At 58.8% G+C, this 23,724-nt stretch carries 23 protein-coding genes and 4 tRNA genes; 14 read left to right on the top strand and 13 right to left on the bottom strand.

All coding sequences use genetic code 11. The features are described 5' to 3' along the window. Positions 1–60: 60 nt before the first annotated feature. From Q2K57_RS11910 to betI, 9 genes are all read right to left on the bottom strand, one after another. Positions 61–2,511, bottom strand: coding sequence for an acyl-CoA dehydrogenase (locus Q2K57_RS11910; protein WP_304525193.1), 2,451 nt, complete (start codon positions 2,509–2,511; stop codon positions 61–63). Between the two features lie 231 nt (positions 2,512–2,742). Then, the gene (locus tag Q2K57_RS11915; RefSeq protein WP_220086219.1) at positions 2,743–3,543 is read right to left on the bottom strand and encodes a CsgG/HfaB family protein; all 801 of its coding nucleotides are present in this window, start codon (positions 3,541–3,543) and stop codon (positions 2,743–2,745) included. A 100-nt stretch (positions 3,544–3,643) separates the two neighbouring features. Further along, the gene (locus Q2K57_RS11920) at positions 3,644–4,090 is read right to left on the bottom strand and encodes a curli assembly protein CsgF (protein WP_304525194.1); all 447 of its coding nucleotides are present in this window, start codon (positions 4,088–4,090) and stop codon (positions 3,644–3,646) included. A gap of 27 nt (positions 4,091–4,117) precedes the next feature. Beyond that, on the bottom strand, positions 4,118–4,687 hold the full coding sequence (locus tag Q2K57_RS11925; RefSeq protein ID WP_304525195.1) for a hypothetical protein: 570 nt from the start codon (positions 4,685–4,687) through the stop codon (positions 4,118–4,120). Between the two features lie 51 nt (positions 4,688–4,738). Continuing rightward, complete coding sequence (gene csgH, locus Q2K57_RS18360; protein ID WP_369700261.1) at positions 4,739–5,155, bottom strand: curli-like amyloid fiber formation chaperone CsgH; 417 nt, start codon at positions 5,153–5,155, stop codon at positions 4,739–4,741. 73 nt (positions 5,156–5,228) lie between these two features. After that, a complete protein-coding gene (locus Q2K57_RS11930) occupies positions 5,229–5,867 on the bottom strand; it encodes a hypothetical protein (protein WP_304525196.1) in 639 nt (212 codons plus the stop codon). A gap of 370 nt (positions 5,868–6,237) precedes the next feature. Further along, positions 6,238–7,929 (bottom strand): choline dehydrogenase, encoded by a 1,692-nt coding sequence (gene betA, locus Q2K57_RS11935; protein ID WP_304525197.1) that lies wholly within the window; start codon positions 7,927–7,929, stop codon positions 6,238–6,240. Positions 7,930–8,093: 164 nt separating this feature from the next. After that, a complete protein-coding gene (gene betB, locus Q2K57_RS11940; protein WP_304525198.1) occupies positions 8,094–9,578 on the bottom strand; it encodes a betaine-aldehyde dehydrogenase in 1,485 nt (494 codons plus the stop codon). Positions 9,579–9,600: 22 nt separating this feature from the next. Beyond that, entirely contained in the window at positions 9,601–10,215 is a 615-nt protein-coding gene (gene betI, locus Q2K57_RS11945; protein ID WP_304525199.1) for a transcriptional regulator BetI, read from the bottom strand. Between the two features lie 235 nt (positions 10,216–10,450). On the opposite strand from betI, the gene Q2K57_RS11950 reads away from it, so the two are divergent. The 5 genes from Q2K57_RS11950 to Q2K57_RS11970 all read left to right on the top strand — a co-directional run bounded on the left by Q2K57_RS11950 (position 10,451) and on the right by Q2K57_RS11970 (position 12,125). Next, positions 10,451–11,413, top strand: a complete 963-nt coding sequence (locus Q2K57_RS11950; RefSeq protein ID WP_112053470.1) for a choline ABC transporter substrate-binding protein — start codon at positions 10,451–10,453, stop codon at positions 11,411–11,413. A 93-nt stretch (positions 11,414–11,506) separates the two neighbouring features. Next, positions 11,507–11,583 (top strand) — tRNA-Met (locus Q2K57_RS11955). A gap of 192 nt (positions 11,584–11,775) precedes the next feature. Then, positions 11,776–11,851: transfer RNA gene (locus Q2K57_RS11960), tRNA-Asn, on the top strand. A 28-nt stretch (positions 11,852–11,879) separates the two neighbouring features. Beyond that, positions 11,880–11,955 (top strand) — tRNA-Asn (locus tag Q2K57_RS11965). A 94-nt stretch (positions 11,956–12,049) separates the two neighbouring features. Next, positions 12,050–12,125 (top strand) — tRNA-Asn (locus tag Q2K57_RS11970). Positions 12,126–12,431: 306 nt separating this feature from the next. Here the strand turns inward: Q2K57_RS11970 and ligB are convergent. From ligB to flgA, 4 genes are all read right to left on the bottom strand, one after another. Then, positions 12,432–14,147 carry an NAD-dependent DNA ligase LigB gene (gene ligB / locus Q2K57_RS11975; protein WP_304525200.1) on the bottom strand — a complete coding sequence of 572 codons (1,716 nt, stop codon included), beginning with the start codon at positions 14,145–14,147 and terminating at the stop codon, positions 12,432–12,434. 239 nt (positions 14,148–14,386) lie between these two features. Next, a complete protein-coding gene (locus Q2K57_RS11980) occupies positions 14,387–14,836 on the bottom strand; it encodes a flagella synthesis protein FlgN (RefSeq protein WP_112053469.1) in 450 nt (149 codons plus the stop codon). Next, the gene (gene flgM, locus Q2K57_RS11985; protein WP_258395901.1) at positions 14,833–15,120 is read right to left on the bottom strand and encodes a flagellar biosynthesis anti-sigma factor FlgM; all 288 of its coding nucleotides are present in this window, start codon (positions 15,118–15,120) and stop codon (positions 14,833–14,835) included. Before flgM ends, Q2K57_RS11980 begins: the two co-directional genes overlap by 4 nt. A 98-nt stretch (positions 15,121–15,218) precedes the next feature. Then, complete coding sequence (gene flgA / locus Q2K57_RS11990) at positions 15,219–15,869, bottom strand: flagellar basal body P-ring formation chaperone FlgA (RefSeq protein ID WP_304525201.1); 651 nt, start codon at positions 15,867–15,869, stop codon at positions 15,219–15,221. 286 nt (positions 15,870–16,155) lie between these two features. On the opposite strand from flgA, the gene flgB reads away from it, so the two are divergent. From flgB to flgJ, 9 genes are all read left to right on the top strand, one after another. Next, positions 16,156–16,572: a flagellar basal body rod protein FlgB gene (gene flgB, locus Q2K57_RS11995; protein ID WP_112053467.1), complete on the top strand. Its 417-nt coding sequence runs from the start codon at positions 16,156–16,158 to the stop codon at positions 16,570–16,572. A gap of 44 nt (positions 16,573–16,616) precedes the next feature. Beyond that, positions 16,617–17,024: a flagellar basal body rod protein FlgC gene (gene flgC / locus Q2K57_RS12000; protein WP_112053466.1), complete on the top strand. Its 408-nt coding sequence runs from the start codon at positions 16,617–16,619 to the stop codon at positions 17,022–17,024. A gap of 112 nt (positions 17,025–17,136) precedes the next feature. Beyond that, a complete protein-coding gene (locus Q2K57_RS12005; RefSeq protein ID WP_369700262.1) occupies positions 17,137–17,724 on the top strand; it encodes a flagellar hook assembly protein FlgD in 588 nt (195 codons plus the stop codon). A 121-nt stretch (positions 17,725–17,845) separates the two neighbouring features. Continuing rightward, positions 17,846–19,138: a flagellar hook protein FlgE gene (gene flgE, locus Q2K57_RS12010; protein ID WP_304525203.1), complete on the top strand. Its 1,293-nt coding sequence runs from the start codon at positions 17,846–17,848 to the stop codon at positions 19,136–19,138. Positions 19,139–19,158: 20 nt separating this feature from the next. Further along, entirely contained in the window at positions 19,159–19,908 is a 750-nt protein-coding gene (locus tag Q2K57_RS12015; RefSeq protein ID WP_304525204.1) for a flagellar basal body rod protein FlgF, read from the top strand. A 42-nt stretch (positions 19,909–19,950) separates the two neighbouring features. Beyond that, the gene (gene flgG, locus Q2K57_RS12020; RefSeq protein ID WP_112053462.1) at positions 19,951–20,733 is read left to right on the top strand and encodes a flagellar basal-body rod protein FlgG; all 783 of its coding nucleotides are present in this window, start codon (positions 19,951–19,953) and stop codon (positions 20,731–20,733) included. Positions 20,734–20,749: 16 nt separating this feature from the next. Then, positions 20,750–21,439 (top strand): flagellar basal body L-ring protein FlgH, encoded by a 690-nt coding sequence (locus Q2K57_RS12025; protein ID WP_304526689.1) that lies wholly within the window; start codon positions 20,750–20,752, stop codon positions 21,437–21,439. A gap of 33 nt (positions 21,440–21,472) precedes the next feature. Next, positions 21,473–22,606 (top strand): flagellar basal body P-ring protein FlgI, encoded by a 1,134-nt coding sequence (locus Q2K57_RS12030; protein ID WP_369700312.1) that lies wholly within the window; start codon positions 21,473–21,475, stop codon positions 22,604–22,606. Next, positions 22,606–23,649, top strand: coding sequence for a flagellar assembly peptidoglycan hydrolase FlgJ (gene flgJ, locus Q2K57_RS12035; RefSeq protein ID WP_304525206.1), 1,044 nt, complete (start codon positions 22,606–22,608; stop codon positions 23,647–23,649). The genes Q2K57_RS12030 and flgJ overlap by 1 nt, the downstream gene beginning before the upstream one ends. Positions 23,650–23,724: the final 75 nt, after the last annotated feature.

The following is a 23,724-nucleotide window of genomic DNA, read 5'->3' on the forward strand; positions in this document are numbered from 1 at the left end:
GAAATCCTGAGCGGGGCGATGGGGCCTGACCGTCAGGTGGTCAGGGTGGATGGAGCGGCCTTAGGCCGCGTTATGCCAGGTGACGTTTTCCTTGGCGCTGGCAAAAGCGTCGAAGGCGAAGTCGTCGACGCTGAGCATCGCAAGCACCTCGGCTTCATGCAGACGCATAAAGTGGGCGTCATCGTCGCTGATCAGGCCGGCGGCCAGGGCCGCTTCGATGCGCTGTTCGGGGTGTAGCGCGTCAGAAGGCAACTCGCCCTTGGCGTAGGCCTTGTTGAGGGTGCGATAAATCGGCTCAGCACGCTCCTGCTCAACAAGCAAGGCGTTGTAGCGGGCCAGGGGGTTGTCCTGCTGGCCTTTTTCCTGAGTATCCCAGGTATGGGCGAGCAGCATGGTGCGCAGCGCCGAGTCTTGTGAGACGTTCTTGGCGATACCGCGAGTCAGCGTATCGGCCGGGCGTGCCCAACGCCGCCCCAGCGGCATCACGATGGGCTTAAGCACTCGGGCCAGAGCGCGGTTCGGCAGGTTGTCGAACAACTCGACGAAGGCCTGTTCGGCGCGCTGCAGCAGGAAGCGACAGCTGTAGTGCAAGAGTTCGTCCTCGCCTTCGACCTTATCGCCTTCGTGCCAGGACTTGAGCACCATCGAGGCCAGATAGAGGTTCGACAGGACATCGCCAAGCCTTGCCGAGAGCATCTCGCGCAGCTTGAGGCTGGCGCCGAGGCTCGCCATTGCCGCATCTGCGGCGAGGCCGAAGCCCGCCGAGAGCCTGGCAATATCCTGAGCATAAGGCGCGGCGACGGCATCGAAGGGCACCGCCGGGCGGCCGATGCCAAGCCCCTGGGTCAGGGCACGAGCGGCGTTACCCAGGATCAGGCCGGTATGGGCGAAGAAGGCCTGGTCGAAGGCCTTGAGGTCGTCGGCGTCCTTGGCGGCCAGTTCCTCGAGCACATAGGGATGACAGCGAATCGCCCCCTGGCCGAAAATCATCAGGTTGCGGGTCATGATGTTGGCGCCTTCCACGGTGATCGCCACCGGGTTGGCAGAGTAGCCGATGCCAATATAGTTGCTCGGTCCAAGCGTGACCGCCTTGCCGCCGTGGATGTCCATGGCGTCGCCGAGCAGGCTGCGCTGGAACTCGGTGAGCTGGCTCTTGAGGATCGCCGAGGGTACCGCCGGCTTGTGGCCGTGGTCGATCATGTTGGCGGTCTGGCGCACCGTGGCCTGAGCGATATAGGCCATCGAAGCGATGCGGGCCAGCGGTTCCTGAACGCCTTCCATTTCCGCTACCGGGACGTTGAACTGGCGACGAATTCGGGCAAAGCCGCCGCTCCAGCCCAGAGCGTAGCGCGCGGTGCCGGTGGCGCCGGAGGGCAGGGTGATGCAGCGCCCCACCGACAGGCACTCGACCAGCATCCGCCAGCCTTGGCCGGCCATTTCCGAGCCCCCGATGATGGTGTCCAGCGGCACGAACACATCCTTGCCCTTGATCGGGCCATTCATGAAGGGGCTGCCGATGGGGTGATGGCGGCGGCCGATCTCCATGCCGTCGGTGTCGCGGGGAATCAGCGCGCAGGTGATGCCCAGGTCCTCGTCATCACCCAGCAGGTGATCCGGGTCGAACATGCGAAACGCCAGTCCGACCACAGTGGCAATGGGCGCAAGCGTGATCCAGCGCTTCTCGAAGTTGAGCCTGAGGCCCAGCACTTCCTTGCCGTCGACGACCTGTTTGCAGACTACGCCGGTGTCCGGCAACGCGGTGGCATCTGAGCCGGCCCGCGGGCCGGTGAGCCCAAAGCAGGGAATCTCGCGGCCGTCTGCGAGGCGCGGCAGGTAGTGATCCTTCTGGGCGTCTGTGCCGTATTTGAGCAGCAGCTCGCCCGGTCCCAGTGAGTTGGGCACGCCCACGGTGACCATCAGGGTCTCGTTGACCGCAAGCTTCTGTAACACGAGCGACTGTGCCTTGGCTGAGAAGCCCAGGCCGCCGTAAGCCTCTGGGATGATCATGCCGAAGAAGCCTTCCTGCTTCAGATAGGCCCAAAGCTCCGGAGGCAGGTCGGCGCGTTCTCGCGCGATGTCCCAGGCGTTGCACATGCCGGCCGCCACCGAGCACTGATGATCGAGGAAGGCCTGCTCCTTGTCTGTCAGGCCGTCGTCGGTGGTATCCAGCAGGGTCTGCCAGTCCGGCTTGCCGGAAAACAGCTCGCCGTCCCAGCCGACGCTGCCAGCCTCAAGGGCCGTGCGCTCGGTGGCCGACACCTTGGGGGCGACTCGCTTGAACATGGCGAAGAGCCGCGGCGACAGCCAGCGACGGCGCAGCGGCGGCAGACCGCATACCGCCACGCCAGCGGCTGCGATGAGAAGCACCAGGCCAAGCAGAGGTGCGCCGAGCACGAGTCCAGCGACGCCAAGTACGGCGAGTACGCCAAGGGCCGCGAAGGCCCCGGCTTCGCGCCGCATTACTGCGATGAGGCCCGCCAGGGCCAGAACGATCAGTAAGAGGTGGATCATGGGGGAGGCTCCGTTACGATAAGTGGCAGCATTCTAACGAGCGTTTGAATTCTTGTAGCCTAGCCCATTGGTCGGCCGGCGACCAGCCCCTGAGGCGACAGGCGATATCTGGTGTGCTGTTCGTTCCGATGCACCAAAAAGCCCCGCAGATGCGGGGCTTTTTGTTTGAAGTCAGGCAGAACCACCTGCTTTGTACGTTCATGGGTGGCGAGATCACGTAAGTAGCAGCGCTTAGATGTCCTGTGAAGCCTGATCATGGGAGGAGGGCGGCAACCCGGCCACACGCTGTTGGAAGGTGTCGATGGCGTCTCGTCCCTGCTGAGTATCCGCGAACCCCCAGGTGTCACGCTCTGCTCCCTCAATGATGGCGGTATAGACCGCCAGTTCGATGGCCTCACGTACGGCAAGTTGCGGTGGATCGTTTCGGGTATATCCGGCTTCGAGTTCGAGGATTTCATCGGCCGCGATGTACTTGAAGACCGACCCCTGAACCAGAACAGAGTAAATCTTCTTGGTGGTGGTAATGCTGTTGAGGATGCGCCCCGTCTGCACGCTCACCAAGCGTAGGTTGATGGTGACCAGATCGGTGCGGTATTCGGAGTTGACCCCTATGCCCAGGTATCGTGCGCCCGCACCGCCAGTCGATAAATTGGTTTCATAGGCAATAATGCCACCCTCGATAATAACGCCAGCAAAGGTCAGAGGGGGCAAGGGCGCAGCCGCCTGGCCATTGAACTGCTGGCGAGTGGCTTGTATGACCTGGCGCTCGCGTAGCAGGTTGGGGAGCCCCCGTCGTTCGACAACATTAAACCACTGGCCTTGCCCGGCATCGGCGAGCACATCGACAAGAATGGCATCGGCTCCCTGAGTCACTGCACGGGAGTATTCCGCAAAGCCTTCATTCGGCTTGTATTGTCCGGTCAGGTCAGAAAACTCATAGACCGCGATGTCGACTGGCCTGGCCGCCGCTGGCAGGTTCTTGAGCAGTGAAGATGTGCTGGTTTCACTGACGTAGGATGCGGGCTCTGACATCGGGCCAGGGGTCGATACACACCCGGACAGTATAATGCTTGCCAGTATGCATAGGGCTTGAGTGAGACTTTTCATGATATTCCCTGCGCGAGAATGCTGATTAATTAGTATTGGGCTTAGGAATGTCAAAGGAATTGGTGGTGATGCCATCCGATACTTTTACATAAACACGGTTATTGACTGTTTCATATGTCACCGTGGCGCCATTCAATCTGAAGGTGCCGGAAGGTGGAGCACCATCGTCAAAGATTGCTGCTTTTAGCTGTGAGGATGCGCCGGAAATCATGGTGTTTTGCATTGAAGATACAAACTGATCCGCAGCCGTTTCCTCCGCGAAAAGTGAGTCAAGGTTGCTGCCATCATCTTTGTACTGGTTTTGTATGTCAGCCATTTGCAGCAGATGAGTGCTGTTGAAGGGGTCGCCGCCAAACGAAGGATTGATGGGGCGGTAGGTAAGATCACCTGCGTAAACACTAACCGGGAAAAACAAAGTAGCTGCCGCCATCATAGTAAGGGCTGATATGGCGAGTGGCGTGGTGGTCTTCATTTTAGTATCTTCCTATAATAATAATTTTCAGTTGGCTATTGTTTTTGTCAGGCGCCCTTTGGGGGTGTCGAGGATGACCTGTGCTTCTCGCTGGTTCCCCGTATAAAGTAGTGGCTGTTGCTGGCCACTCTGACCGGTGCCTCGCTGAAAGTGGAAGATGACTTTATTGCTACCTACCACCTGGATATCCGAATCTAGGTAATTGCCACGTTGATCAACGGAAATGGCATTGCGTTGCCCTGCAAGCGCTATGTCCGAGGTGTTGCCTACTCCTTGCTGCTGCTGCAGGGTGATATTTGCCCTTCCCATGGCGACGACTGAAAGACGATTATCTCTTCCCTGCTGATTAGCGATAGAAAGAGTACCATGCGTGTTTTGTTCTGATACTTTAGATAACGCTAAACGGTCAATGTCCAAGGAGCCGAGCTGGCCAGTTCCAGGTGTTGAAAAGTTAGCGACTTGACGATCATTGTCTTGTGCCTGTGCATCACTTGTTGTCACTTGGGTAATGAAAGCGCTGCTGTCGCTTGCTGATGCAAGTGCTGGTAAAAAGGTAAATACCAGTGCAGTGAGATAATAGGAGAGTATTGATCGCATGGCATTTACCTTTTTAGTTGGTACGTTAGCAGGTGGCTCTATTGCCTGATGCTACATTGGGCTAACGATTTCCTTTGCCTCACATGAGGTCCCTGTCAACCGCTCAGTGACGCGTAAATGAAATTCGAGCCAACCTGTTTTAGCCAGTCTGTGAATTGTCTGTGCAGTAGTAGCGGACTCACCGGGTAGCAGTGAAATGGAACCGGATTGTTCACTTGTTCCGGAGCCGGCGGCATCAATTTTTAGTGCCCTAAGGACATAGTCGGCACGGGTTGGCTTGTTAGCCTCGATGACGCTTGTTGCCCTTACGGTTTCGCCGTCACGCTCGATGACGACTCTACAATTGAGCTGTGTAAAAACTTGCTGAGCCATGAGCGAAGGAGAAACACTGAAAGTGATAATGCCAGCGATAAGCGCCTTCGATAGCATTCTCGAGCGCCTGATGTTCCATTCTGTAATGTGGGGCATCAATTATCGCACCTTGAGAAAACCCGGGCACCCTATTGGGTGCCCGGCAGTTCTTATATGTGGCAGCCCTGGGTCAGTGCTGAGTCACATGGGCGCGGTTTCCGGTACCGGCTTGGCTCAGCTGTGCCATATTATCATTGCCATGCTGGTGCGAAACGATAAGGTTATGGCTACCAACCTGATATGAGGTCAGCATGTTGTCGGTGCCGAACTGCTTGGCAGTAAGGCTGTTGCTATCTACGAGCTGAACTGCTTCGATGGTGTTATCATCGCCGCGCTGCTCTGCATTAATATCGTTGCGGTAACCACTTTGAGTCGCGTTAATCAGGTTGTTGTCACCGATTTGCTTGGTGTTAGATTCGTTATCGACCCAATATTGAGCGACGTTAGTCTGGTTACCATCGCCTTTTTGGTAGGTGTTTGAATCGTTGCCGTAGCCGACTTGGTCGATGTCTGCGCGGTTATAGTTACCATCTTGCATGAATCGGTCGATGCCGTTGTAACTACCAGACTGGTCTAGGTCTGCGTAGTTGCTGCGACCATCCTGAGTGGCCGCATAACGGGACCCGCCGATGGTGTTTCCGTATCCGCTTTGATCTGAGTAAAAGCTGTTACTAACGCCGAGCTGATCCATATAGACTTCATTGCTATCCGCCAGGACCGGAGTAGACATGATGGCCATAATGCTTGCGGAGAGGAGAAGTTTCTTCATTTTTATCACCCTTGCTGTAAAACGATGAGATATCGTCGTAATTCCATCCACTGGCTCGACGATGGAGTGAGCAGATACGTTTGGTAACGTTTGTTTACGCTCGGACTCATACTGGCACTCGCCGGGTAGAGCGTCAATTTCTAGATGATGTGGTTTTTCTAATACATTAATATATTAGAAACCTAATACTGAAAGTATTAATCAACTAATCAGATGAAAGGTGAGAATGCTGCGAGTGTGTTGTGCTCTTGGTAGCTTTTTTGAGGCGAGGTGTGGCAGGTGGGGACTCATTGAAAAGAAGCAAAAAATAAGCCCCGGCAGGCCTAACCTTCCGGGGCTTTTAGACACATGCATGGCTAACGCTTCGGCGCTATTTCAAGCGATATTTGGGCGCTGCCTGGGCCGGTGTATCTTCAGCGACGTAGTAGGGCGCTTCGGAGCGGCTCAGGGGCGCACGGCCACGGATCTTGTCGGCCATTTTTTCGGCCAGCATGATCGTCGGCGCGTTGAGGTTGCCTGTGGGGATCAGCGGGAACAGCGAAGCGTCCACCACCCGCAGACCCTCGAGGCCGTGTACGCGGCCGGCGCCATCGACCACGGCGTCCTCGCCTTCGCCCATGCGGCAGGTGCCACAGGGGTGGTAGGCGGTCTCGGCATGTTCGCGCACGAAGGCGTCAAGCTCGGCATCGGACTGCACGTCTGGGCCAGGGGCTAACTCGCGACCACGGAACTCGTCCATGGCAGGCTGGGCGATGATCTCGCGAGTCAGGCGGATGGCGTCACGGAACTCCTGCCAGTCCTTGTCGGTGGACATGTAGTTGAACAGGATGCTCGGCGCGGCCTTGGGGTCGCGAGAGGTCAACTGCACGCGACCGCGGCTTTCCGAACGCATTGAGCCGACATGCGCCTGGAAACCGTGGGCCTGAATGGCGCTGGTGCCGTTATAGTTGATGGCAATCGGCAGGAAGTGGTACTGCAGGTTCGGCCACTTCTCGTCATCGCTTGAACGGATGAAACCGGCCGCCTCGAACTGGTTGCTGGCGCCAATGCCGGTGCCATTGAGCATCCACTCCAGGCCGATCTTCGGCTGGTTGTACCATTTCAGCGCCGGGTACAGGGAGATCGGCTTCTTGCACTCGTACTGGATGTACATCTCCAGGTGGTCCTGGAGGTTCTCGCCCACGCCCTTGAGGTCATGAACCACGGGGATATCGAACTGCTTGAGCAGTTCGGCATTGCCGACGCCGGAGCGCTGAAGCAGCTGCGGCGATGCGATGGCACCGGAGCACACCAGAACCTCGCGATGGGCGCGAACCTCAATGGTCTGGTCCTTGTGCTGGTAGCTGACGCCCACCGCACGCTTGCCCTCGAAGAGAATACGATCGGTGGTGGCCCGGGTGACGATGGTCAGGTTGGAACGCTGTTTGGCGGTGTCCAGGTAACCGCGGGCGGTGGAAGCGCGACGCCCCTTGGGGGTTACGAAACGGTCCATCGGGCCGAAGCCTTCCTGCTGGTAGCCGTTGACGTCCTCGGTACGCGGATAGCCGGCCTCGACACCGGCATCGATGAAGGCGTGATAGAGCGGATTATTGCCTTTCTTCGGGGTTGCCACTGCGACCGGGCCGTCACCGCCGTGGTAGTCGTTGGGGCCGATATCACGGGTCTCGGCCTTGCGGAAGTAAGGCAGGCAGTCGGCGTAGGTCCAGTCCTGGAGGCCGGCACCCTTGGCCCAGTTATCATAGTCAAGGGCGTTGCCGCGGATGTAGCACATGCCGTTGATCAGTGAGGAGCCGCCGAGGCCCTTGCCACGACCGCATTCCATGCGACGGTTGTCCATGTGCGGCTCGGGGTCGGTCTCAAAGGCCCAGTTGTACCGCTTACCCTGAAGCGGGTAAGCGAGAGCCGCCGGCATCTGAGTGCGGAAGTCGAAGCGATGATCCTTGCCACCGGCTTCGAGTAGCAGCACCGAGACGTTGGCGTCCTCGGTCAGTCGGGTGGCGAGCACATTGCCGGCTGAGCCAGCGCCAACGATGATGTAATCGAACTCTTTAGGCTGTGTCATCGACAAGCCCTCCTGATTCAGTGAATGGGGGTGGTGAACGTAACGCTTGGGTGATGTGCGCAAACGGCGGCGTCACGGTGATGAGACGCAAGATGCCGTGCCATGCCCCATCGGGGCATGGCAGGCGGTAGTGGTGCCGTTTCCGGGATTACGTCAGAGGCGTATCAGAACACCGATTCGAAGGGAGCCATCTCGATCTGCACGGACTTGATCTGGGTGTAGTGATCCAGGGTCGAAATGCCGTTCTCACGGCCTACGCCGGACTGCTTGTAGCCGCCCACCGGCATCTCGGCGGGGGAGTCACCCCAGGTGTTGATCCAGCAGATGCCAGCCTCAAGGCGATGGATGCTGCGGTGCGCACGGTTCAGGTTCTCGGTGAAGACGCCTGCGGCCAAGCCGTACTCGGTATCGTTGGCGCGGCGGATCACTTCGTCCTCATCGTCGAAGGCCAGCACGGACATCACCGGGCCGAAGATTTCCTCACGCACGATGCGCATCTCGTCGGTGCAATCGGTGAATACGGTCGGGGCCGCCCAGGCGCCTTTCGCCCACTCGACTCCATTGGCGTCGCCCTGGTCCCAGGCTTCGCCGCCGATCAGCACGCGAGCGCCTTCTTCCTTGCCCAGTGCGATGTAGGACAGGACTTTCTCCTGATGCTCGAAGCTGACCAGCGGGCCGAAGTTGACCGCCGGGTCCATCGGGTCGCCGGCCTTGATGCGGGCAACGCGCTCGATGAGCTTGGCTTCGAACGCTTCCTTGATGCTTGCATGCACGAACACCCGAGTGCCGTTGGTGCAGATCTGGCCGCTGGAATAGAAGTTGGCCATCATCGCCGCATCGGCAGCGCGATCAAGGTCGGCGTCTTCGAAGACGATCAGCGGGGACTTGCCGCCGAGTTCCATGGTCACGTCCTTGAGGCTCGAGCTTGCCGAGGCGGACATGACTTTCTTGCCGGTAGCGACCTCACCGGTAAAGGACACCTTGTCGATGCCCTGGTGGGCGGTCAGCATCTGGCCGACGCGGCCATCGCCCTGCACCACGTTGAAGACACCAGCGGGTAGGCCGGCTTCGGTAAAGATCTCGGCAAGTTTCATGGTGGTCAGCGGCGTCACTTCGCTGGGCTTGAAGACCACGGCGTTGCCGGCGGCCAGCGCCGGAGCGGCCTTCCAGCAAGCGATCTGGATCGGGTAGTTCCAGGCGCCGATCGAGCCGATCACGCCCAGCGGTTCGCGACGGGTGTAGACGAAAGAATCTTCGCGCAGCGGGATCTGCGTGCCTTCGATGGCGGGTGCCAGGCCGGCAAAGTACTCGAGGGCGTCGGCACCGGTGACGATATCGACCGCTGCGGTTTCGCTGATCGGCTTGCCGGTGTTGCGTGTCTCGAGTTCGGCTAGCTCGTCGTTACGCTCTCTCAGGAGTGCGACGGCCTTGAGCATAATGCGCGAGCGCTCCATGCCGCTCATGGCACCCCATATCTTCTGCCCTTCGCGGGCGGCGGCCACGGCGGCATCCACGTCGGCCTGAGAGGCCTGCTGGATGGTGGCGAGCAGCGAGCCATCGACCGGATTGGTGACGGTGAAGGTCTCGCTGGAGGTGGCGTCGGTCAGCTTTCCGTTGATATAGAGTTGCTGAGTGGGAAGTGTCGTCATGAGAACCTCCTTAGAATGTGCGTTAGGCCCTGCGCAGCGAACTGCGCTCTGCGCCGTGGGCAAGTTTCTCGTCCAGGTAGTCGTAGGCAAGCTTGCGGGCACGATCTACATCGAGGCCTTCGGGCGCCAGAGCGCCGCGCAGCCAGAGGCCATCGATCATGGCGGCCAGCCCGCCAGCGGCCTCACGGGCCTGCTGCTTTGGCAGGCACTGCCTGAACTGATGGCAGAGATTGGAATATAGCCGTCTATCGTTGACATGCTGCAGTCGATGCAGAGAGGTGCGGTGCATGCTACTGGCCCAAAAGGCCAGCCAGGTCTTCATCACCGACTGGCTGACCTGGCTGCGGTCGAAGTTGCCGTCGATGATGGCGCGCATGTGCGCTCGCGGGGCATGTTTGGGAAGCCCCTGGCGGCGCTGATGAACCGCATCCCCCAGGTCTTTCAGGATCTGGCGCATGGTGGCTTCCAGCAGCCCATCCTTGCCGCCGAAATAGTGGCTGATGATGCCTGCCGAGACACCTGCCAGGCGGGCGATGCGTACCACTGTGGCATCGGCCAGGCCGGCTTCGTCAATGGCCTCCATGGTGGCCTGAATCAGCTGACGGCGGCGGATGGGTTCCATTCCAACTTTCGGCACCGTGGTGACTCCTCTTCTGTTTGGCCCCGCCGCATACCGGGTGGGCAGGGGAGGGCAAATGCTCTATGGTGTTAAGTATGCATCTTTTTTATTGAACGTTCAATCAATAAAAAGATGTCGGCCAACTCGGCCTATGATCCGGGGGTGTCTGGCCATGTAGCAGGCGATGTCGCGCACGTCCCTGCTTCGTCGCTCAGTCATTCCTTTTTTTAGACCAATAAGAGGTTCGATCCCTATGTCCAAGACGATCCCGACTCTCAAGATGTCCCTGATGGCCCTGAGCGCCGGCGCGCTGACCCTGGCGGCGACACAGAGCCAGGCGGCTGCACCGGAATCCTGCCAGAACGTGCGTTTCGCTGAGGTTGGCTGGACCGACATCACCGCGACGACCGCCCTGACCTCCGAGGTGCTCGATGCACTGGGATACGATACCCGGGTTGATACGGTCTCAGTGCCGATCGCCTACTCCGGCATGAAAAACGGCGACTTTGATGTGTTCCTGGGCAATTGGATGCCGTCAATGGCGTCGATCAGTGACCCCTACGTCGAGCAGGGCTCGGTGGATCGTCTGAACGCCAACCTCGAGGGTGCCAAGTACACCCTGGCGGTGCCGCAGTATGTCTATGACGCTGGCGTTACCAGTGTGGCGGATCTGGCCGATCATGCCGAACAGTTCGATAGCGAGATCTACGGCATCGAAGCCGGCAACGACGGCAACATGTTGATCCAGGACATGATCGATGACGAAGCCTTTGGCCTGGGTGACTGGGAGCTGATCGATTCCAGTGAAGCGGGCATGCTGGCTGAGCTGAAGTCGCGCTCCAGCCGCGAAGACTGGATGGTGTTCCTGGGCTGGGAACCGCACCCGATGAACACCAACTTCGATATTGCCTACCTTGAAGGCGCCGATGACTACTTCGGCCCCAACCTGGGTGGTGCAACCGTTTATACCAATACCCGCGCCAACTATGCGCAGGAATGCGGCAATGTCGGGACGCTTCTCAACAACCTGACCTTTACCCTTGAGATGGAAAACCAGCTGATGGGCACCATCATGGATGACGGGGAAAAGCCGCGCGAGGCTGCACGCGCCTACCTGCAGGCCAATCCGGCAGTCCTTGATGGTTGGCTCGAGGGCGTTACCACCGTCGACGGTGAGCCCGGTCTGGCCGCGGTGAAGCAGGCGCTGGATATTTAAACCGGCCCGCTCTCATCTTTAGGCTTGCCAAGCGTAACGGGGGTATGCATAATACGCCCCCGTTGCCGAGCGCTAAGCCTTCGGTAGCGGTGTGGCTACGTAGCTCAGCTGGTTAGAGCACATCACTCATAATGATGGGGTCCCCTGTTCGAATCAGGGCGTAGCCACCAAGAATCAAGACAGCAGGCCCACACCCATGGTGTGGGCCTGTTTTGTTTGTGGGGTCTCAATCAGGTTCATCACTGATTCCGGCTTGTTTGTGGCGTCAGGTAATTGATTCGCCATGGGTTATGGTGCGAATTTACAGACCGGCCTTGACCTTGCGCTGCCAATCCTTATACTACGTCGCGTGTTCCGGTCATTCCCCGATAGCTCAGTTGGTAGAGCAAATGACTGTTAATCATTGGGTCACAGGTTCGAGTCCTGTTCGGGGAGCCACACTGAACATCACGATCGATAGGGTCATTCCCCGATAGCTCAGTTGGTAGAGCAAATGACTGTTAATCATTGGGTCACAGGTTCGAGTCCTGTTCGGGGAGCCATCCCTACCCTGATCGATCAATGACGCGGCGCGTCAATCCTGCCAGATACGCCATGTATCGTACGGCAAGCACAAAGCAGTAAGTATGTAGTTGTTCCCCGATAGCTCAGTTGGTAGAGCAAATGACTGTTAATCATTGGGTCACAGGTTCGAGTCCTGTTCGGGGAGCCATTTCTGCTGTTGTTTGCGGTTTTGGATAATCCTTCTTCTGCTCTATTAGCGTGCTCTTTCTGGGCTCGTTCTCTCTTAGATTAGTCTTGCTTGCTTGTCGAGCCTTAGCTTCTGTCTGAATTAGACCCTATGTGCCGACCGTTTCCGGTCGTTGGTGCAGGTCTTGTTGCGTTCTGTTGCTGTACTTGCTGTATTCCTTTGCGCGGGTGCGCCGCCAAGCGTGCTGGTTAATGCCAGTGGTTTTAGTCTGCGTTTGTGCGTCCAGCGCTTCGGCCGAACGTTATAAGCTGGTGTTATGAGCGATTGTTATGAATGGTTGAGGCTAGCTGTTAGCAGGCGCCGGATCTCCGGATGCTGGAAGAAGGCGCGGAGTTCTTGCGCGGTCACGGGGCCTATGCCATCGAAAGTTGTCCAGTCTTTTATCGATCGTGCTTGAAGGGCTGGCAGGTCCGTGACTGGCGTCAGGCTGTCGTCCGCGGCGGGAGGCATGCCTAGCGCCTTGAGCCAGGTGCTCAGCCGCCAGCCACCTGCTGGATGAAAGGCATCAAGCCACTGAGCGGCGCGCGCCTCGCCGACCCCTGGAAGTTCGCGCAGCTGCCCCTCCTCGATGGTCTGCCAGTCGCTGAGGCCTTGCACCAGGCCGGCGTCGATTAGCGTTGCCCAACTGCCCTCGCCAATGCCTGCCATGTCGAGCCCTTGATCCCCGGATAGCCAAGTTAGCCTGGCGAGAAACTGCTCACGACAACCGTCGCTGAGCCGCAGGCAACTCAGGGTGTCATAGGTGGCTGGGTCTGGAGGCGACACGGCGGGGCGTGGCTGTATGCGAACCAGCATCTGCTCGAATTGGGGAATGATACCACCGGCCAGCTGAATGATGACCTGGTCGCCGGGACGTACGTCTGCCTCCTGCCAGCGGTCTAGTGAGCCAAGACTGACGCGACTGATTTCACGGTCGTCCAGCTCGACGGGTTGCAGTTCGAGAAGGGGAGTGATTCGCCCAGTGCGACCGATGGTGAAATCGATGCCTGTGACCAGGGCGTGAGCGCTGCGTGAGGGGTGTTTCCAGGCGATGGCCCAGTCGGGTGGTGTGGTGGCTGCTTCACGAGTAGGTGTTGTTTGGGCCAGCCGGTGCGATTGACGAATCACCACGCCGTCGGTGGCAAAGGGGGCCGGCTCGCGATACCAGCGCTGCCTGGTTTTGGCGACTGCCTGTGCCGAGTCAACAGCTTTGCTGAAGCGCGCGCTGTCGGTGAAGCCCCAGTCGGCGAGTCGGCTTAGCCGTGTTTCGATGTCTCTGGGGCCATCCGGCCAGCCCCACACGAAGAGGCCTATCTCAGCACCTGCATCAGTGCTCAGTGTATTCCTTGCCATGAGTCCGGCAATGGCGCTGCGGGCGCCGGCGCTGCCTGAGTCGGCCTGGATGTGATCCTTGAGGCGGAGATAGAGCTCGCCTTGCAGGGTTGCTCGAGCCGGTGTCGGTGCAGGCAGCTGCTTGGGAATGCCAGCAATGGCCTGGGCCTTGTTGCGCCAATCCTGCCCCCTGACGTTATTGCCGCGGCTAATCACTCGCGTGAGCTCGCCGGACTCATAAACCAGGGTGACGGCGACGCCATCGACCTTGGGTTGAACCCATAGTGCCCGTTCTCGGCGCTGTGCCATCCAATCATGAAGCGCGGCTAGGTCGTCGAGCTTATTGAGCCCCGTCAGGGGGTAGGGGTGCCGAAGGGTTGAGTCCGCTGCGGGAGCGGTTGAGGTCTCGAGTGTTTGAATATCGAAGCAGGCTTGCCACTGACGGTAGTGCCGTTGAGCCTGATCATAGGTGGCATCATCGACCAGGCGTTCCCCGTCGCGGTAATAGGCGTCGCTCCATTCAGCAAGGCGTTTCCCAAGGGTGTCGATAGCGCTTTTAGCTGCGGGGCGTGACCAGTCTGGACAGTCGTCTGCCATTGAGGGTGATGTGGCCAGCCACAGTAGGCAGAGCAAAAGCATCAGTCGATTAAGGATGCGCGGGCAGTCGGGCATGGTGGGCCTCCCTGGTTTCTGGCGGTCGCACTCGGTCCATGAGTGGCTATTTCAGCAACAGCAACAGCAACAGCAACAGCAACAGCAACAAGGTTTCGTGTCTGTTTAGTAGAGCTCACTACATGAGCATAGTGCGTTATACCAATCGCGCATGGAGCATCGTTGTATGGCGTCGAGGCGAGGCTGCCATCACTTGGGGTGTGGTAGTCAAGGGGGGGGGAAGCGGGAGGAATAGGGCGTTAGGCGCGTGAGGACACCAGGCTGCGGCGGGGTTCAGACTGGCCATTGGGACCATATAAGCTATTGCCTGCTGCCTCGCGCAGCGCATTGAGCATGCGCTGATTTTGCTCGAGGCGCTGGCGAATCATGCCGCCGTTGATGGCATTGAGACGTGCCGTGCGTTGAGCGTCTTCCAGCAATGCTTGCCAGACGGAAAGGCAGTCTGCATCAGCGGCAGCCCTGGAAGCGCCTTCAAGGCCCGCGCCATAGCCAAGGCGTTGCTGTACCTGGTTGCGCTGGGTCTCGAAGCGCTCAATCTGGGTCAGCATTTCCTGCTTGTCGGCGGCAATGCGATTGAGCAACTCACCGTCGACACGGCCTTCGAACAATGCCTGTCGCTCATTGTTCAAGAGTGCTTCCAGTGAAGCGATGCGCTGCCGCTGGCGTTCGAGAGATTCTCTCAAACTCATGAAGACTCACCGTTGAGGATATCCTGGACGCTAGCGATGAGGCCGTCGGCGATCTTGTCGGCGTCGATTTCCATGCGGCCTTCGCTGATGGCAAGGCGGAGTTCTTCGACCCGTGCGGTGTCGATGTCTCCGCTGACATTCTGGCTGCCCTGGCTCAGGTGGGCGATTGATGCAGAGGTCGGCGTTGCCGATGCCTGTGCGTTGCCGGCGGGAGCGGGCTTGCCTGTCGTGGTCTGATCCGTCTGCTGTAGGCGGGTCAGAGACTGTGAGCTGTCGATTTTCAAGGGAGCGGCCTCGTCAGTGGTGCTTGCCCATGGTATCGGCCAGGTGGGCGGTATCTTTAATCGTAGCGGTCTTTTTTTGCCGGTGCCGCAAGATGCCTTTAGAAATCGACGGCGACGCGACCGGACCCAATAACTTTGCCGGTAATGATCTCACGTCGTGAGAGGCGAATTCTAACCTCATCTCCCATGCCTCCATCCTCCAGTGCCTCGCCTTCCCGCGAGATGCGGAACCCGCTGCCTTGAGCCTCCACCGATACGGACTGGCGTTGTTCGACCAGCGGAACGCTGCGCAGTTGGTGCTCTCGCAGGGTCGAGCCCGAGGTGATCGTGCGCCTGGTCAGCATGCCAATTGCCTCATCCGCATGGCGAATCGTGCCGGATGGCAGGCGGCCCAGGCTTCCCTTGCGCATGGTCAGCATGCCTTGATCGATGACCGTGCCGGTCTCGATGCGTTCGGCAGCCGTGACATAGCTGCCGATGCCTTCCACCTCTGCCTGAAGGTAGCGATCCTGAGCACCTGCACACTCGACGCCTACCGAGACGCGACCCCATTGGCGCTGGTTTCTATTGGGTAAGAAGGGGCGTGGTGATGAACAGGCAGCGAATTGTGCAGAAGGCGGAAACACCTCGACCCTGATCTCTTCGGCGTCCTCGGGCGCTTGATCCAGCAGAAAGCGTTTTACGGCTTCTACTAATGCTTGATCCTGGTTTAGCGCTTGATTCTGCGCGAGCGCAGGTGCCGCTGTCATCGCTATCCACATCAGGAGACATAGCGACAGGGCGAAGCGCAGGCTTCTCTTGCGAGATTCGCTCGCGATGCGAAATCGAGAGACAGGCTTGCAGGGCGTTTGGGGCATGGCAATCACTGACTCAAGGAGGCTGGATATCTGATCTGGGCCAATTCTACTCGGCTGCCGGTCAGGTCAATAACGGAATTGGGTGCGAAATGCGGGTCTGTTTGATCCTTTGAGATGACGGGGGCATCGCTATTCTTCACTCTCAACATTTCCCCATTTCGCGATTGTGGGTGCACAAATGATCGATAAGCTTGGGTCGGCGCTGAACTTCCAGCAGGAAGTCCTCAACCTTCGCCAACAGCGGCATGAGGTCTTGACCAGCAACATTGCCAACGCCGATACGCCTAATTACAAGGCCCGCGACTTTGATTTTTCGCAGGAGCTGTCGCGGGCGATGGAGGGTGGTGGCGCGAGTCAGAGCGGTCTCGCTCTGTCCACCACCTCTGCGGGTCACATTGAAGGTCACGGCTCTTCGGGCAGCAAGGTGCATGACCTGATGTATCGCGTGCCGGCCCAGCCAAGCCTCGATGGTAATACGGTCGATATGGATCGTGAGCGGGCGGAGTTCGCTGATAACGCTGTCCGCTATCAAGCCTCCCTGTCGATGCTGAACAGCAGTATCCGGGGCCTCAAGTCATCCATGCAATCGGAATGACCATCTGACTGATGGCTGCCCCGAGCCCTAGGAGTGAGCGTAGCATGTCGATGTTCTCAATCTTTGATATATCCGCCTCCGCCATGAGCGCGCAGGCGCAGCGGATGAACGTGACCGCCAGCAATCTCGCCAATGCGGATAGCGTGGCAGGTCCCGACGGTGAGGCTTACAGAGCCAAGCAAGTCTGGTTTGAAGCCCAGCAGCAGGGGGGCTCTGAGGTCGGTGGTGTGCGTGTCTCCGGCGTCGTGGATGACCCTTCGCCGATGCGCATGGAATATCGCCCTGAGCACCCGCTTGCGGATGATGATGGCTACGTGACCATGCCCAACGTGGATCCTACCAATGAGATGGTCAACATGATCTCGGCGTCACGTTCCTACCAGGCGAATGTCGAAGTAATGAATACCAGTAAACAGCTGATGACCAAAACGCTGACCCTGGGAGAGAGCTGATTATATGGCTACTAGCATCGATTCGAATGTCCTGAATAGTGTCAACGGCACCGTCGGGCAAGCCGGCAAGGCAGCCGCTAATCGTGAATCTGACGATCTCAACGATCGGTTCATGACATTGCTGGTAACTCAGCTGAAAAATCAGGATCCCATGAACCCCATGGAGAATGCTGAGATGACCTCGCAGCTGGCGCAGATCAATACCGTAAGCGGCATCGAGAAACTCAACACCACACTCTCTTCCATCACAGATCAGATTGACCAGGGCAGGGCGCTTGAAGCAGCCGGCTTGGTCGGCTCTGGCGTGATGGTGCCGGGCAACAAGGTGCTGACCAGTCAGGTGGATGGAAAGGTGACCACCACGCCCATTGGCATTGAGCTTGATCAGCCCGCCGATAACGTGCGCGTGACCATTACCAACGGCAGCGGTCAGGTCGTCGACCAGTATGACGCGGGTAGCGCCAAGGCCGGCGTATCGAATATTTCCTGGGATGGCCAGCTGTCCTCGGGTGAGCTGGCGCCTGACGGTGCCTATAACGTGTCCTTGCAGGCGACACGCGATGAAAAGCCCATCGGTTCCCAGGCCCTTAACTATGCACAGGTGGGGGCGGTGACGCCTCAGGAAAGCGGAGGTGTTCTGCTTGACCTCGGCGCCGTCTATGGACAGATCGGCCTGAATGACGTCAAGCAGATCCTGTGAATCCCTCGGTCTGAGGCTCAGCGAGTTTTATTCGGCCCAGGCTATCCGGTTTAAACACTGGTTAAGAACAAGTACCCGTCTCTCATATCGCATCTTCACATCGCTACAAAGGAAATGAACCATGGGCTTTTCACAAGCGCTGAGTGGCCTGAATGCCGCCAAGGCCAACCTGAACACCTTGGGCAATAACATCGCCAACTCCCAGACCGTTGGCTTCAAGTCGTCCACCACTCTGTTTGCTGATGTCTTCGCCAATGCCGATGTGGGCCTTGGGACACAGGTTTCGGACGTGCGGCAGGATTTCAGCGACGGCAACATTGAAAGCACCAGTCGTGAGCTGGATCTGGCCATCAGCGGCGAAGGCTTTTTCCGTATGCAGCAGAATGGCGAAACGGTCTATTCGCGCAACGGACAGCTGACCATGGACGCCGATGGCTACCTAGTGAATGCCCAGGGCGCACAGCTCATGGGTTACGGGCTCTCGGACCCTAACGATCCCTTCTCGGATGTAGTGGCCGGCGGCCAGCCCGAGGTGTTGAGAGTGCCGGCGGCCGGTATGCCAGCCCAGTCGACCACCCAGATCAATGCCGTCTATAACCTGGATGCCAGCTCTACCCCAGGCGATCCCGACCAGTTGGAAACGGCGACGGTGGATACGGGGCTTGCTGCACCCGACGATACGCTGGATATCGACTATCACTACTCCAACAGCTTCACGACCTTCGACTCGCTGGGTAATTCGCGCAACGTGACGGTCTACTACCAGAAAACCGGAGCGAATCAATGGCAGGGCAACGTCGCGCTCGATGGCCGCATCAATGATGATGGTGCTTTGCCCGTCGCAGACGAGAATCAGTTTACCCTTGAGTTCGATTCCAGTGGTGCCCTGAGCGGTGTCAACGGGACGCCTGGAGATGACGCTACCAACTTCACCTTTACTGCTGCTCAGCTTGGTGGGGGGGCAGCTGACATGGCTGGGGTGCAGCTCAATCTCGCTGGGACCTCGCAGTTTTCCAAAGACTCGACCAATGACCAGCTGACACAGAATGGCTATACCGCCGGTACGCTGGTGGGCATCCAGATCGAAGACGATGGCAGCATCGTGCGTAATTTCTCCAACGAGCAGTCCCAGGCCGCGGGGCAGATTGCCCTGGCCAACTTCCGTAATCCGGAAGGCCTGAAGTCCGCCGGTGACAACGCCTGGACCGAGACCGCTGCGTCTGGCGGTGAGCTGGTCGGGCAGCCGGGGACCGGGGTGCTGGGCAGCGTGACATCTGGTGCGGTCGAGACCTCCAACGTTGATATGGCCTCCGAGCTGGTCGACATGATCGTCGCGCAACGGGCCTACCAGGCCAACTCCCAGACCATCAAGGTCCAGGATGAGATTCTGCAGAGCGCGGTTAACCTGCGTTAACGGGTGAGGATGAGCCGATAATGGACCGCATGCTATATACCGCCATGAGCGGTGCCAGCCAGAGTCTTCAGCAGCAGACCGTGGTCAGCAATAACCTGGCCAACGCTTCGACCTCGGGGTTTCGTGCGCAGCTTCATGCCATGCGAGCCGTGCCGGTTCAGGGTGATGGCGTTCTGGATACGCGAGCCTCGGTGGCGGCCAGCACGCCGGGGTCGGACTTTAGCCCCGGCCCTGTCAACGCCACCGGCCGCGACCTCGACGTCGCGATTCGGGGTGATGGCTGGCTTGCCGTTCAGGATGCGGGTGGCAATGAAGCCTATACCCGCCGCGGCGACCTACAGATAGACGGTAACGGCGTACTGACCAGTGGTGGACGTCCCGTGTTGGGCGACGGCGGGCCCATCGCCGTTCCTCTGGAAGCCAAACTTGCCGTGGGGGGGGACGGTACCATCAGTGCGATTGGCGCCGGCCAAAACCCCGATGCCATCGTCAATGTTGGACGCCTGAAGCTCGTCACTCCCGGTGATGCCGGCCTGACACGTGGCGAGGATGGCCTCTTTCGTTCTGGGCCCAACGGTCAGGCACAAGTGCTGGGTCGTGACGAGGATGTCCGAGTTGCCTCCGGTGCGCTGGAAGGTAGTAACGTCAGTGCGATCGAATCGATGGTGTCGATGATCGATACGGCGCGGCGCTTCGAAATGCAGATGAAGGTCATCACCAGCGCCGACGAGAATGCTCAGCGTGCCACGAGCCTGCTGTCGATCAGTTGATAGCGGCTTAACTTCAGGCGAACTGTTTCAGGAGAGAACATCATGATTCGATCATTGTGGACCGCCAAGACGGGACTCGAGTCTCAACAGGTTCAGATGGACGTCATCTCGAACAACCTGGCCAACGTCAGTACCAACGGGTTCAAGAAATCTCGTGCCGTTTTCGAAGATCTTATGTATCAGAACCTGCGTCAGCCGGGCGCGCAGAACGATGCTCAGAACTCTTTGCCTTCGGGACTGCAGGTAGGTAGTGGTGTGCGTCCGGTTGCCAACGAGCGACTGCATAGCCAAGGGGGAATGGAGCAAACTGAGAACTCCCGCGACCTGGCGATCAACGGCAACGGTTTTTTTAACGTATTGCGTCCCGATGGCACTACGGCCTATACCCGCGATGGCAGTTTTCAGCTCGATGCCAACGGCCAGATGGTGACCTCGAGCGGTTATCCCGTTCAGCCGGCGATTGTGATCCCGGACAATGCGCTTTCGGTGAGCATCGGTCAGGACGGTATCGTCTCGGTTACCGAGCCCGGTGTGGCAGGCAATCGTGAAATTGGTCAGCTGACTCTATCAAGCTTCGTTAACCCGGCTGGTCTCGAGAGTATCGGGGAAAACCAATACCTTGAGACCGCATCCTCAGGGCCTCGTAACGAGAATATCCCCGGTGCCAATGGCTTGGGCACGATTTATCAGGGCTATGTGGAAACCTCCAACGTCAATGTCGTTGAAGAAATGGTCAGCATGATCCAGACCCAGCGGGCCTATGAGATCAACAGCAAGGCAGTCAAGACGTCCGATGAAATGCTGAGCCGGCTGGCACAGCTGTAACCAAGGGGCGGTCATGATGTTCAAGGGGTGTATGCCGGTCCGACTCTGGGCTTTGGTGGTGGTGCTGTGCTTGCTGGTCTCTGGCTGTGCACAGCTGCCGCGAGCATCGGTGGTGGGCGAGCAGGAACAGATCAACATCGCCGAACCGCGGCCGCCCGAGCCCAACGGCTCCATCTATCAAACAAACGCTGGCTACGCCTATCAGCCGCTTTTTGAAGATCGCAGGCCTAGAGCGATCGGCGACATTCTGACGATCGTGCTCGATGAAGAAGTCAGTGCCAGCAAGAACTCGCAAAGTAATGCGGATCGTTCCGGCTCTGCCGGACTGACCATCGATAACGCACCCGATGCGCTCGATAAGTTGGCCGAATATGGGTTCGACCTTTCCGGAAATAGCGACTTCACCGGCGGCGGCGGGTCCGAGGCCAACAATACGTTTACCGGCACCATTACCGTCTCGGTATTGGATGTCATGTCCAACGGTAACCTCCGAGTGAGGGGTGAAAAGCAGATCGCCATCAACCAGGGGACCGAGTTCATACGCTTCTCCGGCGTGGTGAACCCTCGCACTATTAGCGGACAAAATACCGTGCCTTCGACTCAGGTCGCCGATGCGCGTATCGAGTATGTGGGCGACGGCTATATCAACGAGGCGCAGCACATGGGTTGGCTGCAGCGTATTTTCCTCAATATTTCGCCGTTCTAGGTGTTATCCGACTTCCTTGGCAAGGCCTGAATGATGCGTGCATTTTTCGTTTCTCGAGAGTTTTGTGTTCTTCGGCAAGGCCTGTTGCTTGCCCTGCTGCTGGTTTGGGCGCTGTCTGCACGTGCCGAGCAGCTGCGTGAGCTGTCTGATTTTGCCGGTGTGCGTGATAACGCTCTCGTCGGTTACGGTTTGGCCGTTGGGCTTGATGGCACTGGCGACCAGACCACCCAGGCGCCTTTCACCAGTCAGAGCCTGACCAACATGTTGTCTCAGTTGGGGATCACGGTGCCTCAGGGTACTAACCTCCAGCTGCGCAACGTGGCGGCCGTGATGGTCACGGCCAAACTGCCGGCCTTCGCACGCCAGGGCCAAGAGCTCGACATCGTGGTGTCCTCAGTGGGTAACGCGCAAAGCCTGCGCGGCGGAACTCTGTTGATGACCCCTCTAAAGGGCGCCGATGGACAGACCTACGCCATGGCGCAGGGTAACTTGCTGGTTTCTGGCGTCGGTGCCCAGGCCGGTGGCAGCAGTGTCCAGATCAATCAGCAGGCCAGTGGGCGCATTCCGGGGGGCGCGCTGGTCGAACGCCAGGTGCCGCTCGAACTTGGCCGCCAGGGGGGAATGCTGGAACTGTTGCTCAAGGAGACGGATTTCGGCACGGCCCAGCGCGCCGTGACGGCGATCAACATGGAGTTTGGGCGCCCGGTGGCCTCTGCGCTCAATGGCCGCGTCATTCAGCTACAGGGGCCTTTAAACGACAATGCGCGGGTCGGCTTCATGGCGCGGGTAGAGAACGTGGACATCACCCCGCGTGAAGCGGCCGCCAAAGTGGTCCTTAATGCGCGCACGGGATCGGTGGTCATGAACAGTCGCGTAACGCTGCGGCATGCGGCGGTGGCTCATGGCAGTCTGTCGATCATCATCGATACCGACTTCCAGGTCAGTCAGCCCAATGCCTTGAGTCAGGGCGGCCAGACAGCCGTCGTGCCGAATACCAATATCGGGATTCAGCAGCAGGAGGCCTATCTGCGAGAGGTTGAGGGTGCCGATCTGACCGAGGTCGTGGATGCACTCAATGCGCTTGGGGCGTCACCCCAGGATCTGATGTCTATTCTTCAGGCCCTCAAGGCTGCTGGTTCTCTGCGCGCCGAGTTGGAGATCATCTAATGACGATTCAGGACATGAGCGGTCAGTTTGCCCTTGATATGCAAGGGCTGCAGCGCCTGAAGAACACGGCGCGCGTGGACGAGGATGCCGGTAGGCAGGCGGCGGCCAAGCAGTTCGAGGCCCTGTTCTTGCAGAAGATGATGACCAGCATGCGCGATGCGATCCCCCAGAGTGATCTTCTAAACAGCAAGCAAACCGAAATGTTTACCTCCCTGCTCGATCAGCAATGGTCGCAGCACCTTTCCGGTCAGGGCTTTGGTCTGGCCGAGATGCTGGAGGAACAGCTCGGTGGCGCCCGGCGTACCGTTGATACCCGCAGTGATAGCCTGATTTCGGGCATTCCCCGCGGCGAGCCGCTGCAACAGGTGGTCCGTTCAAAAGCGCAAAACGCGGCGAGAACCCAAGGTACAGACCGTTCCGCGGCACCACAGAGCTTCCTGGATGCATTGGACGCCAGGTTGCCGGGTGATACCGCAGAGCCTGCCGATCAGATGGCTGGCAGTTATGAGCAGGAGTCGACTCGTGAGGCTTCTCGCCTCGAGCATGTCGAGAACTTCAGGGCCAAGCTCGAAGAGCCCGCACAGAGGGCGAGTCGGACGACCGGTGTGCCTGCCGAACTGATACTGTCCCAGGCTGCCCTGGAAACCGGCTGGGGACGCTACTCGATTACTACTCAAGACGGCGGCAACAGCCACAACCTCTTTGGCATCAAGGCTGGCAGCGATTGGCAGGGTGAGACGACTGACGTGCGGACCCATGAGGTGATCGATGGCAAGCGGGTGGCGATCACCGATAGCTTCCGGGTCTATGACTCTTACGAGGCGGCCTTCACCGACTATGCCCGGCTGATCGGTGACAACCCACGCTATGCCGGTGTGTTGACCGCTCCGGATGCTGGGCAGGCTGCCCAAGCCCTGCAGGCAGGCGGTTACGCCACTGACCCCCGCTATGCCGATAAATTGATTGCCGTCATGGATACGCTGGGTCCGCTGACGCCTGCGGGTCAGCGCAGCCTGGCAGAAAACTCAGGTAGTGAACGCTAGCACGATTGCCCTGCACCACCATCAAGTCTCTGGGCCCCCGGCCGATATATTGGTTATTGATGTAAAGGATCCCCG

Origin of the sequence: Halomonas sp. I5-271120, assembly GCF_030553075.1 — a bacterium.
GTDB lineage: Bacteria > Pseudomonadota > Gammaproteobacteria > Pseudomonadales > Halomonadaceae > Onishia > Onishia taeanensis_A.

What these genes read in the sequence shown, in the direction of transcription:
- Q2K57_RS11910 (WP_304525193.1), bottom strand. Translation starts at nt 2,511, where the DNA reads ATGATCCACCTCTTACTGATCGTTCTGGCCCTGGCGGGCCTCATCGCA.
- Q2K57_RS11915 (WP_220086219.1), bottom strand. Translation starts at nt 3,543, where the DNA reads ATGTCAGAGCCCGCATCCTACGTCAGTGAAACCAGCACATCTTCACTG.
- Q2K57_RS11920 (WP_304525194.1), bottom strand. Translation starts at nt 4,090, where the DNA reads ATGAAGACCACCACGCCACTCGCCATATCAGCCCTTACTATGATGGCG.
- Q2K57_RS11925 (WP_304525195.1), bottom strand. Translation starts at nt 4,687, where the DNA reads ATGCGATCAATACTCTCCTATTATCTCACTGCACTGGTATTTACCTTT.
- csgH (WP_369700261.1), bottom strand. Translation starts at nt 5,155, where the DNA reads ATGCCCCACATTACAGAATGGAACATCAGGCGCTCGAGAATGCTATCG.
- Q2K57_RS11930 (WP_304525196.1), bottom strand. Translation starts at nt 5,867, where the DNA reads ATGAAGAAACTTCTCCTCTCCGCAAGCATTATGGCCATCATGTCTACT.
- betA (WP_304525197.1), bottom strand. Translation starts at nt 7,929, where the DNA reads ATGACACAGCCTAAAGAGTTCGATTACATCATCGTTGGCGCTGGCTCA.
- betB (WP_304525198.1), bottom strand. Translation starts at nt 9,578, where the DNA reads ATGACGACACTTCCCACTCAGCAACTCTATATCAACGGAAAGCTGACC.
- Q2K57_RS11950 (WP_112053470.1), top strand. Translation starts at nt 10,451, where the DNA reads ATGTCCAAGACGATCCCGACTCTCAAGATGTCCCTGATGGCCCTGAGC.
- ligB (WP_304525200.1), bottom strand. Translation starts at nt 14,147, where the DNA reads ATGCCCGACTGCCCGCGCATCCTTAATCGACTGATGCTTTTGCTCTGC.
- Q2K57_RS11980 (WP_112053469.1), bottom strand. Translation starts at nt 14,836, where the DNA reads ATGAGTTTGAGAGAATCTCTCGAACGCCAGCGGCAGCGCATCGCTTCA.
- flgA (WP_304525201.1), bottom strand. Translation starts at nt 15,869, where the DNA reads ATGACAGCGGCACCTGCGCTCGCGCAGAATCAAGCGCTAAACCAGGAT.
- flgB (WP_112053467.1), top strand. Translation starts at nt 16,156, where the DNA reads ATGATCGATAAGCTTGGGTCGGCGCTGAACTTCCAGCAGGAAGTCCTC.
- flgC (WP_112053466.1), top strand. Translation starts at nt 16,617, where the DNA reads ATGTCGATGTTCTCAATCTTTGATATATCCGCCTCCGCCATGAGCGCG.
- Q2K57_RS12005 (WP_369700262.1), top strand. Translation starts at nt 17,137, where the DNA reads ATGACATTGCTGGTAACTCAGCTGAAAAATCAGGATCCCATGAACCCC.
- flgE (WP_304525203.1), top strand. Translation starts at nt 17,846, where the DNA reads ATGGGCTTTTCACAAGCGCTGAGTGGCCTGAATGCCGCCAAGGCCAAC.
- Q2K57_RS12015 (WP_304525204.1), top strand. Translation starts at nt 19,159, where the DNA reads ATGGACCGCATGCTATATACCGCCATGAGCGGTGCCAGCCAGAGTCTT.
- flgG (WP_112053462.1), top strand. Translation starts at nt 19,951, where the DNA reads ATGATTCGATCATTGTGGACCGCCAAGACGGGACTCGAGTCTCAACAG.
- Q2K57_RS12025 (WP_304526689.1), top strand. Translation starts at nt 20,750, where the DNA reads ATGTTCAAGGGGTGTATGCCGGTCCGACTCTGGGCTTTGGTGGTGGTG.
- Q2K57_RS12030 (WP_369700312.1), top strand. Translation starts at nt 21,473, where the DNA reads ATGCGTGCATTTTTCGTTTCTCGAGAGTTTTGTGTTCTTCGGCAAGGC.
- flgJ (WP_304525206.1), top strand. Translation starts at nt 22,606, where the DNA reads ATGACGATTCAGGACATGAGCGGTCAGTTTGCCCTTGATATGCAAGGG.